This window comes from Erwinia sp. GW821-FHT03D09 (assembly GCF_059420805.1).
Genome location: NZ_JBWKUK010000034.1, coordinates 1 through 11,660, shown reverse-complemented (window position 1 = coordinate 11,660; position 11,660 = coordinate 1). Strand labels below are relative to the sequence as shown.

11 protein-coding genes and 9 pseudogenes are annotated in these 11,660 nt (G+C 49.7%); 7 read left to right on the top strand and 13 right to left on the bottom strand.

What is annotated here, in order from left to right; all coding sequences use genetic code 11:
* Window positions 1–73 (bottom strand): hypothetical protein (locus AC07U6_RS22060; RefSeq protein WP_494764795.1); only part of this gene is annotated, 73 nt, incomplete at its 3' end.
* Window positions 74–109: 36 nt separating this feature from the next.
* Window positions 110–544: pseudogene (locus tag AC07U6_RS22055) on the bottom strand (DcrB-related protein).
* Window positions 545–874: 330 nt separating this feature from the next.
* On the opposite strand from AC07U6_RS22055, the gene AC07U6_RS22050 reads away from it, so the two are divergent.
* A complete protein-coding gene (locus AC07U6_RS22050; protein ID WP_494761850.1) occupies window positions 875–1,210 on the top strand; it encodes a DUF3987 domain-containing protein in 336 nt (111 codons plus the stop codon).
* Window positions 1,211–1,261: 51 nt separating this feature from the next.
* Window positions 1,262–1,471 (top strand): annotated as a pseudogene (locus tag AC07U6_RS22045) (transposase); the annotation flags it as partial.
* 99 nt (window positions 1,472–1,570) lie between these two features.
* Here AC07U6_RS22045 and AC07U6_RS22040 read toward each other — a convergent pair.
* The 3 genes and pseudogenes from AC07U6_RS22040 to AC07U6_RS22030 all read right to left on the bottom strand — a co-directional run.
* Complete coding sequence (locus tag AC07U6_RS22040; RefSeq protein ID WP_494761849.1) at window positions 1,571–2,038, bottom strand: fimbrial protein; 468 nt, start codon at window positions 2,036–2,038, stop codon at window positions 1,571–1,573.
* 107 nt (window positions 2,039–2,145) lie between these two features.
* On the bottom strand, window positions 2,146–2,604 hold the full coding sequence (locus AC07U6_RS22035) for a lysis protein (protein WP_494761848.1): 459 nt from the start codon (window positions 2,602–2,604) through the stop codon (window positions 2,146–2,148).
* Window positions 2,601–2,801 (bottom strand): annotated as a pseudogene (locus AC07U6_RS22030) (glycoside hydrolase family protein); the annotation flags it as partial. The pseudogene AC07U6_RS22030 and the gene AC07U6_RS22035, both read right to left, overlap by 4 nt.
* Before the next feature lie 147 nt (window positions 2,802–2,948).
* On the opposite strand from AC07U6_RS22030, the pseudogene AC07U6_RS22025 reads away from it, so the two are divergent.
* Window positions 2,949–3,044, top strand: a pseudogene (locus AC07U6_RS22025) (helix-turn-helix domain-containing protein); the annotation flags it as partial.
* Between the two features lie 131 nt (window positions 3,045–3,175).
* Window positions 3,176–3,805 (top strand): annotated as a pseudogene (locus AC07U6_RS22020) (site-specific integrase); the annotation flags it as partial.
* Window positions 3,806–3,835: 30 nt separating this feature from the next.
* On the opposite strand, the pseudogene AC07U6_RS22015 reads toward AC07U6_RS22020, so the two are convergent.
* The 4 genes and pseudogenes from AC07U6_RS22015 to AC07U6_RS22000 all read right to left on the bottom strand — a co-directional run.
* Window positions 3,836–4,123 (bottom strand): annotated as a pseudogene (locus AC07U6_RS22015) (transposase); the annotation flags it as partial.
* Window positions 4,116–4,549, bottom strand: a pseudogene (locus AC07U6_RS22010) (IS3 family transposase); the annotation flags it as partial. The pseudogenes AC07U6_RS22015 and AC07U6_RS22010, both read right to left, overlap by 8 nt.
* A 316-nt stretch (window positions 4,550–4,865) precedes the next feature.
* Window positions 4,866–5,816, bottom strand: coding sequence for a bifunctional helix-turn-helix transcriptional regulator/GNAT family N-acetyltransferase (locus AC07U6_RS22005; protein ID WP_494761847.1), 951 nt, complete (start codon window positions 5,814–5,816; stop codon window positions 4,866–4,868).
* A 266-nt stretch (window positions 5,817–6,082) separates the two neighbouring features.
* Window positions 6,083–7,993, bottom strand: a complete 1,911-nt coding sequence (locus tag AC07U6_RS22000; RefSeq protein ID WP_494761846.1) for a tyrosine-protein phosphatase — start codon at window positions 7,991–7,993, stop codon at window positions 6,083–6,085.
* A gap of 297 nt (window positions 7,994–8,290) precedes the next feature.
* On the opposite strand from AC07U6_RS22000, the pseudogene AC07U6_RS21995 reads away from it, so the two are divergent.
* The 3 genes and pseudogenes from AC07U6_RS21995 to AC07U6_RS21985 form a co-directional block, all read left to right on the top strand.
* Window positions 8,291–8,746 (top strand): annotated as a pseudogene (locus AC07U6_RS21995) (glutathione S-transferase N-terminal domain-containing protein); the annotation flags it as partial.
* Between the two features lie 132 nt (window positions 8,747–8,878).
* The gene (locus AC07U6_RS21990; protein ID WP_494761845.1) at window positions 8,879–9,196 is read left to right on the top strand and encodes a VOC family protein; all 318 of its coding nucleotides are present in this window, start codon (window positions 8,879–8,881) and stop codon (window positions 9,194–9,196) included.
* Entirely contained in the window at window positions 9,153–9,710 is a 558-nt protein-coding gene (locus tag AC07U6_RS21985) for a BRO-N domain-containing protein (RefSeq protein WP_494764447.1), read from the top strand. Before AC07U6_RS21990 ends, AC07U6_RS21985 begins: the two co-directional genes overlap by 44 nt.
* Before the next feature lie 100 nt (window positions 9,711–9,810).
* Here AC07U6_RS21985 and AC07U6_RS21980 read toward each other — a convergent pair whose 3' ends face one another.
* The 4 genes and pseudogenes from AC07U6_RS21980 to AC07U6_RS21965 form a co-directional block, all read right to left on the bottom strand.
* A complete protein-coding gene (locus AC07U6_RS21980; protein WP_494761844.1) occupies window positions 9,811–10,668 on the bottom strand; it encodes a hypothetical protein in 858 nt (285 codons plus the stop codon).
* A gap of 113 nt (window positions 10,669–10,781) precedes the next feature.
* Window positions 10,782–11,039: a colicin E3-like toxin immunity protein gene (locus AC07U6_RS21975; protein WP_494761843.1), complete on the bottom strand. Its 258-nt coding sequence runs from the start codon at window positions 11,037–11,039 to the stop codon at window positions 10,782–10,784.
* 9 nt (window positions 11,040–11,048) lie between these two features.
* Window positions 11,049–11,318, bottom strand: a pseudogene (locus AC07U6_RS21970) (colicin E3/pyocin S6 family cytotoxin); the annotation flags it as partial.
* Between the two features lie 34 nt (window positions 11,319–11,352).
* A partial coding sequence (locus AC07U6_RS21965) for an integrase core domain-containing protein (RefSeq protein WP_494764848.1) occupies window positions 11,353–11,660 on the bottom strand: 308 nt, incomplete at its 5' end.

Here is an 11,660-nt window from a genome sequence, read left to right as displayed (position 1 = left end):
TTGTGCCGCCGATCAGTCCGGCGAGCGCACCCGAATGGCCGATGGTATCCCCAACGCGTGCTGCTTCCAGCATGGTATTCGCTCCTGTCCTTGGTCGAAATGTAGGGTGTTACGGGTGTTGGTAACTGCTCAGGCAGGCGGAGAAGAAAGCTTCATCCTGCTCGGTCAAGGCATGTGAACTCGCCAGCGTGAAAATCAGCACGGCAGAAGCTGAAACCGGGAATACCGCCTGACGCTGATGCAGGGTCTGGCCCTTTTGCGGATGATAGCGGGAAAGCAGCGTAATGCCGTGGAACAGGCCACCGCCCAAGACGGCGGATTATTCTTCGAGAGCCTGGTACTTGCGCAAGCCTTTTTGCAACACCTCACGCTGGCGGACCAGGTAGGCGGCAAAGTCTTCGTCGGGGCGCAATTGGTCACGGGAGATGTTAAGCGATGGCCCTGATGGCGCGATCAGAATGTTGACGGTCTGCTCACGGTATCCGGCAGGCAAGGTAATGCTGCCTTCGGTGAAAACACAGCGGGGTTCTGAAATGGGGGTCATCCTTGTGCTCCATGCAAAGCCCTTATCAATGGGGCGTAGATTTACCACAATGTTGAGCCAAAAACGATAGCAGGAGGGGTAATAACATTAAGAAAATTGTAGATTTCCATGAGAGATCACTAAAAAAACCAATAATGACAAGATTCACTACACTTCGCCAAACGTTCCTAAAATATTCCTTCATTGTCTCCAGATGTCCACTCCCCTCCGTCATTGAAAACCAACGTATTCCAATGAAAACAATAGGTAAAAATTTATTGAGGCATTATCTGGGGTGCTTTCTAATGGCCACGAAATAAACCGCCTGAGTGGCATAACCTGGAGAAAAAAATGCAGTACCAACCAATATCAGTACCTGGCTCGTACTTCAATCCGCCAGCCCCGGACTCTATTCCCTATGAACGCATGCCAGCAATCATCCGCGATGCTATCTGGAGCGTACAGAACAAAACCAAAGCCCCTTTACCTTTGGTTTTCGCTGCAGCCCTGACACCAGTTGCCTTAGTTTGCCAAGGCCTGATTGACGTTAGCCCCGCAGAAGATCTGGTATTCCCGGTGTCCTCTAACTTTTGCACCGTAGCAGAATCGGGTGAACGCAAATCAACGGTCGACAAACTGTTTATGGCCCCTATTTATGACTACGGGCGTTCGGCCAGCATGGACTGACCCCGCCCCGGTAGACGATCCTGCCCTATAGTTTGAGCACAGGAGGAGCGTATGGGCACACCACGATTTACACCTGAATTTAAGGAAGAAGCCGTCCGTCAGATAACGGAACGCGGTTATTCCGTTGCCGAAGTCTCTGACCGTCCGGGCGTTTCTGCACACAGTCTCTATAAGTGGTTACGGGCTATTAAACCCGATAACAGCGAACAGCATGCCCGGGATTTACTGGAAGCCAAAAGCGAGATCCTGAAACTAAAGGCTCATTCCGAAGCGAGGTCCGACGTGGTTTAATGCGCGTGCAGTGCACGGTGAAATTTGGGTGTAAAAAAGCCCGACCGAAGTCAGGCTCTGTTTATACTGTTACTGGCACGTCAGAGTGAATACAGCAATCGCACCTAAATTACCCGGTAACACATCGTTGCGGGTGGCGATCAGACTGGCTGAAAACCTGAGTACATTCGGGCCAGGATATACCGCGTATTCACAAAGTTCGTTAAGCAGTAAAACATTACCACTCTCATCATGTAACTGGATACCGATAGCCGGATTTGTCGTTCCGAGGACCCCGTTAATGACCTCAGAGGAAATTCCGTTAAACGAGATATGGACTTTTTCAGCATCCTGATTATCAACCCGCAGTTCAAACATAACAGGTGTAGTAATACTCCCGATGTCTGAAAACTGGCTGCTGCTGATGCTCCCCATATCAACGTAAATTTCGCCGGAAGCCCCTGAGTCACCCGATTTAATATCACGACGGGTTAATACAGGGAGTGTCACTGTTTCACTGACAACATTTGCTCTGAAATTAATGATTCCGTCCAACATATACTTCCCTTTAATTTAACAGTTAATAAAAAACTCACAATTGTGAGTCTGTACGGATGTGCATTTTTAAATCTAGTTGAGAGACTTATAATCACATAGCGATTATTTCAGGACTGCTCTCTGATGTACTGCCGCAAGCCTCTCAGTGCTGACCGATCGCGCCTGATTCCGTCCCGGATACTGAGAACGTTTCGTCCAGCAACTGAAGAGAATTCGACGGTTCCAGCATCATCCAGGCCGGTGGTGGTGGTGGCTTTGGACACTGCAGGGCAATTACCTTTGACGAGCACCCTGCCACCATTATCAAGCTTGCGCTGCAGAGCATCATTTTCAGCTTTTGCATCGGCCAGTTCTCCGGTGTATTTGGCATCGAGCGCAGTAACATCGCGCTGGCGTGTCTGCATATCGCTGATCACTTCCTTCTGCTGTTTCGCCAGTGTTTCAGCTTTATCAGCGCGATTTTTCTCTCTAATATATTTTTCGTGATAGTGGTTCGCGGACCAGATAAAACCACCAACCAGGCTGGCAATAAATGCGATGATAAGTAAGCGGCAACCAATTGTCATAACCCATCCAGACAAAGCTCTTTTTCTTTTCCCCGGCGAGTGACAAGGCCAGGCAGAATGGACTTGCCTGCATATACCCAGCGAGTGAACTGATTACAGGCTGCCGTGATATTCTCCTGCCGTAGCAGCCGGAACATTGTAGATTTTTTCATCGTTGAGCATCCTACGTTAAACGTAATCGATGTGACAGCAGAGAATGTGTTATCGCTCTTTTGAAGTCACCTGGGTATTCAGATGTCGTTGCTGAGTACGAGAAAATCGACAAGTGGTTTGCATGATACCAATCCTTATCGCAATCGCCGTTGCTCTGATAGTGACGGCGCTGTTTAAACTATGAGGTCAATATGGAAGCGTACTCACTCACGCTGGCTGAGGCCTGCGCGTTCCTCGGAATCTCCCGGCCTACCGCCAGTGAATGGATACGGTCGGGCAGGCTGACAGCAACACGCAAAGACCCGCGAAAAACCAAATCCCCCTACCTCGTTACCCGTCAGGCATGTATTGCCGCACTGAATAATCCGTTGCACACTGTCGCCGTGAGCGCGGATGAAGCACATGATAAGGAGAGCACATGTCATTATTCCGCAGAGGTGAAACCTGGTACGCCAGTTACACGACGCCGGGCGGCAAGCGAATTAAAGAGTCTCCTGGGACAAAGGGCAGAAAGCAGGCTCAGGAGCTCCACGACCAGCGAAAGGCTGAATTGTGGAGAATAGAGAAGCTGGGAGATTTTCCGAGTGTGTCTTTTGCTGAGGCCTGCATGCGCTGGCTTGAAGAGAAAGCACATAAGAAATCTCTCGATGCAGACAAAAGCCGGATGGGATTCTGGCTCATTCATTTTGAAGGAGTGTTGCTGAAAGATATTACTGAGGCAAAGATTTACTCAGCGGTAAGCAGGATGAGCAACAGGAAGGCAGAAGAGCGCTGGAAACAGCGTGCAGCAGGAATGCTAAGGAAAGGGATCGACATTGGGCCCTATAAAGCCGAACCAGTTTCGACATCCACAAAGGCTAAGCACCTGGCATTAATGAAGGCAATGATGAGGGCAGCAGAGCGTGACTGGAAGTGGATCGAGAAATCTCCGGTTATAAAAGTGCCGCAGGAAAGGAATCGACGGGTTCGTTGGCTTGAACCCCACGAAGCTCAGCGACTGGTTGAGGAATGCCCGGAACCGCTTCGGTCATCTGTAGAGTTGACCCTGTAAATAATTCTGTGCAACTGCCCACGATTATTAAAGGTGGCCGCTCAGGCGGTCACCGTATTCGATAATAAAGCGGCTCATCGCCAGTCGCCAGTTGATTATCGGCATCGTCCATTTCGTCGCCGCCGCTTCCGTTGCCAGCCAGATCACTTTGCGCACTGATTCATCCGTCGGGAACACCTTCCGCTTTTTGAGCGCCTGCCTGATCACGCTGTTCAGCGATTCGATGGCGTTTGTCGTGTAAATTGCACGCCGGATATCTTCCGGATAAGCGAAGAGCGTACTCAGGTTTACCCAGTTAGCCCGCCAGCTTTGCGTTTACCACTGGCTGACCATCCCGTTCTGACTCCCGTCGTAGCACTGCCCACACACGGCGATAGCCATACGTCGGCAGGTCAGCGACCGCCGTGTTTATCCGGGACAACACCTCACTGTCGTCAAAATGGGATTGTCGTCTGCGATCCTGCCAGTCAGACCGTCGGTGAACCCTGATACTCAGCTGCGCACGCGACACACCGATACTCCGGCAGACGTCAGTTATTCGCCGTCCCCGGGCAACAAGGGGGCATGCGCAATCCATTTTTTTGCCCGACCGAACTCCACGGCCTCTTTAAGTATTTCAGCTTCCATCGTCTTTTTGCCCGGAAGGCGCTGCAGCTCGCGGATTTGCTTATTGGCAGCAGCAAGTTCAGATGCGGGAACGACCTCTTCGCCTGATGCCACGGCGGTCAGAGAGCCGTCTTCTTATCAATGTCACAGCAACGTATTTTTCTCCGTGCCATTTATTTACAAGAGTTGATTGTTCTAAGATGGGGCTTCCTTGTGACTAAACTCTGGCATAGAGTTTATTCATTTAGTTGCATTCCCACAATTGTGGGTAAGATCAAGCTCTAATCAGTTGAGAGAAAAATCGTGAGCTTCCGCTCCTCGCTCAAAGCAGCCCAAGATTTTCGAGAGGCACGTTAGTGCCGGGAACGGATATGACCAGTTTGGAATGAGTGACTAGTCGAAACAATTCCGCAAAAACATCATGTCCAAAAGAGTAATTGGTTAGCGATGTTTAGTTAATTTTTCGAGTAAATTTTTGCTCAGTAATGGTACTGCCCCACTGGTCGCCTTCCCATTCTTTCGACAATTCAAATCCGAATGATTCGTACAATCGTCTTGCCGCGATAAGTTTATTAAACGTCCATAATTGTACCGAAGTGAACTTCTGCTCATCACAAAAACGCATTGCTTCTGCAATGAGTTTTCTGCCCAGTCCACTGCCACGACAGCCATCGTCAAGGATGAACCAGCGCAGATGCGCCTCATTATTTCCCAGATCCTCACCGTCAATAGCAACTGAGCCGACTATGCGCTCGTTCACCATTGCCAGCCAGACCTGATTACATGGCTTATCTAATCGCGCCGAAAAATCAGCAAGCCCTGCTGCAACCTTCGCTTCAAAAAAATTGCCGAAGTCATACTCTCTGGCGTAATAGCTGCCATGCATTTCAGTAATACGGCCAATCATACCTGCATGATAACCAGAGACTATTTTGAAGTTGTTCTGCACTTTTTCTACGGAGTTTTCGCGACAGGCTTTCAACGCAATGGCATATGAAGAAAGATTCTTTGATACAGCCACTTGGGTAAACGGATCGAGCTTACCGAGTGCTGCGGCTACCCGTTGGTCAGCGTAAGCGTTTATGTTCTTTACTGTCTCTCGCCCCTTACCGGTGAGACTTAATAGCTTCGTCCTTGCATCGTCAACGGAAGGGGTTTCTTCAAGCTCTCCGCCCTCGACAAGTTTAGCGAGCATACGGCTGACGCTGGACTTCTCCAGTCCCAAAATTTGCACCAGTTGAGCGGCTGTCATTGCCCCATGAGTTTCAACTTCAAGCATAGAGTGGACAGCTGAGGGGGGATAATTAGTTGCAGCTAGATTTTGGTTCATGAAGCCCAGTTCACGCACCATTAAACGTGAAGCCGCACGTATGTTTTTTATAGTCTGTAGTTCTGAAGTCATTTGCTTAACCCAATAATAATAGTTGCACTATACAACCATTTCGCTATTGGGTTTGTCAATCTCTCACTTCATGTCTGCTCTTCGCTCGTAGCAGACCTCACAGTGTCAGGCTGTCCGCTCCGTGCCAGAAGCGGACGTAGCTAAACTGACGAGTTGTCAATGAAGACATCTTCGGCAAACGCGGACATCTTTACCAGTGCAAGCAGCGCTAAACTCTTTCGGCTGCGTTTTCATCTTCGCAGCCGGAAAGTAGATTGCGTGGATGATTAAAATGCTATCGCCACGTCTAATTGACCCGTAACACCGTCGCTGTGAGTATCTGCTGAAAGATAATCCACACGTGTAGCGACCGTGACATTACGGTATTCCCCGCTCAGACGCAGACCCGCCTTGTACAGATTTTTGCTGCCGAACGCAGAGGTTTGATCAATACCTATTCCATAAAGCATCCCGTGACTGTTGACGTTAGCGTCATTCAGCAAGCGTTCGTAGCCCAGATTGATGCCCGGCGTAAGCGCCCAGCTTCCCACCTTTTGCGGCAACAGTGCTATACCCAGATCGGCGGTTGCGCTGGTTTGCGTTTCATTAACGCCTGCCATATCCAGCGCCAGTTCACTCCCTTTCTCCTGAAATCCGTCGATGGAAAGATGAGTGACCTGCACTCCCAGCGCGGGATCGAGCGTCAGGGACGATGCCATAGTGAGCCAACCAACGGAGGCCCGACCGCTGTAGTACTGGCCGCTGCTGTCCCCTCGAGCCATACCTAAGCCACCCGCCAGATGTCGCTCGCTCTCATAGTCAATGTACCCCGCACTACCCTGTATACCCGCCCAGGGACCGTTGTTGAGGGAACGGAAACCATAGCGAGCACCAAGGGTTGCCGAGGTGGTATGCGTTTTTACGTCACCCCCTGCCGCAGAAACAGAACCCTGGCTGTAACCGATGGCGCCGTTAGCGGTTGCGGTGTCGTTAAAACGGTGCGTGATGCCAACAAGCGCACCGTTGGTATGCTCATTACTGGAACTGGCGCCGTCATGGTTATCTGTTCCAAGGTAACCTGTCAGCCCTTGCAGCCAGACCTGAGACTGTTCTGTTTGAAGGTTACGCCCTGTAATCTGTGGCGCAATGGCGTCGTACTGTCGTGATGGCTGACGCAGCAGATAGCTTTCGGCATCAGCATGAACCTGGCCGCCGATCTGATTTTCCACGCCGCCTAAGGATCGCTGATCGATGGCATTTTGTAGATAATAGTTATACGCGGTGTAATGTCCGGAAAGTGCCGAATCCTGTAGGGCATTCAGCACGCTGGCCCCAGCCCCCGCATTGCCTGAGAGATTTTCCTGACCGGGCAGCGTCAAATAGCGCACCATCTTACCTCTGAGCACATAAATGGTGGCCTGATCAAGGCCCAGTCCCTCCTTGAGATAGCTATCCATTGAGCCATAGCTGGCGATGACCTGATCCAGCCCTGCCTGCAACCAGTTTTCCCTCACCCCCATCAGTGCGCCGTAGGTCTCTTTCCTCGAGGCAGGCAACATGGCGATGGTGGCATTCAGGCGTGCCGCTGTGTAGTCGTTGGTAGCGAGATAGTTCGCCATAATATCGTCCTGACTAACGCCCGCTATCGATTGCAACACCGCGCTGATCCACCCTGTGCGATCCTTGCCTGCCGTACAGTGATAGAGCGCAGCGTCATCCGCGTTAGCTAGCTCGCGGAAGACTTCTCCGAGTCCCTGACGGGCATAATCGCTGGTGACAAAGCTACGCTCCCCCTCTTCCATCATCGTGACCACATCGCCGACGGTCATCTTGCTGAGATCAATCACGAACGCGCCGTTATTGCCGATGAGATCAATGTTCACATATCGACTGCCATCAGGCAGCGTATCAGCCTGCGCGGCCACTTCCGCTGGCGATCGCACATCAATCACCGTGGAAATCGCCAGGCTGTTTAGCGTGGCAAGATCGTCGCTTTTCGGCGTAAGCGCATTGGAGCGATAGAAAACGCCTGAGCGCATCTCACCGTTAAATGTGGTGGTATAGGCCGTATCGATTCCGGCGATATCGCGGAAATTATCGATCCCGACAAGATGGGGCGTGGAAAGAACAGTCTCAGCCTGGACGGCGGTACAGAACAGGCAGATCAGAACAGCCAAAGGACGTACGGGCGGTTTCAAAGTAATACTCCTGCAAGTAAATGTAAACAAGGCACGGAGTATATTGAGGTGATGTTTCATTAATGTTACATAATTGAGTGCTTTATTGATTGTGAAGGGTGAAAAATGACCAATCTCAGGCTAATCATATCAATAATGACCTGCCAGCCCTTTTCCTGCTCATAGCGGACCTTCGGCTCAGTCAAGGCGTCCGCTCCGTGCCAAGGGCGGATGTTGGCGCTTAAGGTAATTTTGATAAATTTTTTGATGAACTCCTATGTTCGATTGACCATCCTGGCATACCAAAAAGGAATCTAAATGTTAACTGTGTGGGGCCGAAAGACATCGTCTAACGTCCAAGCGTTGATGTGGTGCATTGGAGAAATGCAGTTGCCATATATCAGGCATAACGTGGGGCATAAATATAAAGGAACTGACACGGATTTTTTTTATTCGCTTAATCCTAACCGCACTGTGCCTGTATTGCAGGATGGTTCCGCCTCCCCTTTGTGGGAGACGGGAGCCATTCTACGCTACCTGGCAAATCGTTATGGCACAGAATCTTTTTGGCCACACGATGCGGAGAAAAAGGCAAATGTCGATCGATGGGCTGAGTGGGCAAAAATTAACGTTGCAATGGCATTCACTGCACCTGTGTTCTGGCGAGTAGTTCGAACTCCAGAGAGTCAACGCGATGTAAAAGCAGTAAATCAAGCGATGGTAAACTTGGAGAAAAGCCTGTCAATCGCCGATATACAGCTTTCTGGCTGGAGAGGCATATTGCTAACCTCGTAGTGTGTAATCTGCTGGGAGTAGGTTAAAGTCGCTTCGGTGTCACTTTGCATATCAGTAAATGTACCTTACACCGATGTTTGGAGGCATAAGCCAGTTCAAGAGGAATTGATTTTGCTTGATCATATTTTTATCTCAGTCAGCGACCCTGTACGTTCAATCGAATTTTATGAGCGCGTGCTGCCTATTCCTGGCATCGTAAGCCGCCATGATTATGACGGGGCACTGGGGCCTCACGGACACCCTGATCTCAAAGGATTCGGTGCAAATGGCCGGATATTTTTCTGGCTCAGGCAGGGAACTGTTTGCGCTGATGCTGTCCACGTAGGTTTCATCGCAGAATCGGAGTCCATGGTTAACGCGGCGCACGCTGAAGCTCTTGCTGCTGGTGCAACCGAAGTTCACCCACCTGGAGCGCAAAAGCATTATTGATCCTACCCAAAATAATCAAACACTTATAAATGAATCTGGCCTTTATAGTGCTGTCATGGGCTCCCAAAAAGACGAGGCAAAGAGATTCAAAAAGTGGGTCACTTCTGAAGTACTGCCATCTATCCGAAAAACTGGAGGCTATAATCTTGCTCCTAAAACCTACTCTGAAGCACTTTTCGTAGCAGCACAGCAGGCTCAACGAGCTGAAGAAGCAGAAAAATTAATTGAGCGGAAAGATTCGCAGTTTAAATCGGTCCGGGGCTCATACGGTAACCACGTCATGCAACATAACAGATATGTGCACAGTAAAGGCGAAGGGTTCAGGCATGCCACCATAGCTCATGTTAAAAGCGCAATCCCGGGGAAATACAGCTGGAAAACCCTTGCAAACTACTGCAGTTACCATCAACTGCCAGTTGAAATACTGACTCCTCACTATCAATCAGTGCCTCTGAACTCATATCCAGCAGAGGCGTGGATGGCGATTTATAACATTGATATTTCAGAACTTTGATTTAATGAGTCGCTACATCTAGCTAACCCGGCCGCCGCACCGGGTTTTTCTTTTCTGAACACCTCACACAGGCACATCATCAAACTCAAACGTAGTCGCATCATTCGCAACACGCCCCCATCATCATGAGGACGATTGGAAAGAGATGATGCAGTGGCGGGCTGGCTGACTGGCTGATTTTCTCCCTGTCCTTCAGTTCCCAGGTATTGCTTGCACCGTTGAACTGATGGCGTCCGACAACGTTACCTATCGGGTTAGTGTTAAAGACAACATCCCCGTGATTGCCGGCCGGTGGGTAGTCGGTAAGGTTTACAGGAACATCCAGCCCCTTCGCGTAATATTTACCGGCCTCAACACGGCAGACCCCGGTGTTATTCAGCGTCTTGACTGCACCGAATATCTCCACCACAGCAGACGCATCCCGCGTCCAGTACGGCATGTCTGTCGTCTCAAGCACGGTAGATGAGTGGTATGCCTCAATCTGGTTGTAGGTGTTACAGAAACCGCTAGCTCCGTCAACGTGTACGTTGCTGCAGAAAACCTTACCTTTGTTTCCCGTCACCAGGTTCTCATGAATAATTCGCTCGCCACCTACTACTACCAGGTCACTCAGCAGTATGCGGTCCCACAGTGCACGCATCCAGACAAGCCGCCCCACACCGGCTGTCGGGAATATAAGCTTCCCTGAAAGCTCAAGTGTGCCAATAAAGCCTCCTGCTGACTGCGCGGTATCCCCACTCTGGGTTCGTGCCTGCTCGGTATGCACGACCGCCTGCGCTCCGTTGATGGGATCTGCGTTGGCAAAATGCAGGGCCATCACTTCGACCCTGCAGTTGTTCCCTACATAAGCAGCAGACTTTAACGGAACTCCTTCTTTGTATCGGATGTTTTTTAGCCCGATATACTTGATGTTTCCGGTGAGGCCGTAGCGGTTAGCCTCCCAGTCAGGTGATGCCATATGTGTACCTCTTTGGGGGTTGTTATTCACGATGCCGTCCGATGGCAATAAAAAACCGCCCGGAGGCGGTTATAGAGAAACAACAGACACTCATCCTTGATTTAATCACTCAATTACCAGTTACCGTCTCGATAATCAAAAGAAACATAATATGAACTATCAGAAAGATTAATTTTATGTTTAAAATATGGTTGCAATAATGAAACCCACTCATTTCTCACATCAAAACAACCATTATTAATATTATCCTTTAAAGGCATCCCCAGACTTTCAATGACAGAACCATCATCACCAAAGTCTTTAGAATACTCTTCGCCTTCAAATTCTTCAGTTTTCTTATCAAACCAGGTTAATTCTAATTTAAGACCCATACTTACCTCTCAAAGATATTTTTTAATATTTCGTTTCGGTGGGTTGGTTTTTTCAATTTTCTTACCAGTCTTGGGATCATATGAACCTGTATATTCACCATCGCTTGCTCTATACTCTTCCAACTCACCATGCCGGGAGTCCCACTCATATATTTTACGTCCTTTGTCTCCAATCCAGCGATCACGGAGGCCACCACCATCTTGTTTCGGTGTTTTTTTGGGGCCCCTCTTTAACTCACCCAGCCCTTTGATTTCATCCGTCTTAGGTGCGATATGTGGATTTGTCCCTATATTTCCAGACGCGTTTTCTCTCTTATGGTTGCGATAACTTTCTGCGTATATATTCTCGTGGGGAGCGATATCCCAGCGCGCTGTGTGGATGATGTTCGTTGTAATGACTGAACGCCACCGCCAGATTCATCACTGCCGTCCGACTGTCCTGTTTGGGCATAATGCTGATGTAATCCCGTTTTATCGTCTTCACGAAGCTTTCTGCTATGCCGTTACTCTCCGGGCTCCTCACTGCCGTTGTGCATGGCTCAAACCCCAGCATACGGGCGAACTCCCTTGTTTCATGCGCCCTGTAAGCTGAACCATTATCCGTCAGCCATTCCAGCGGTT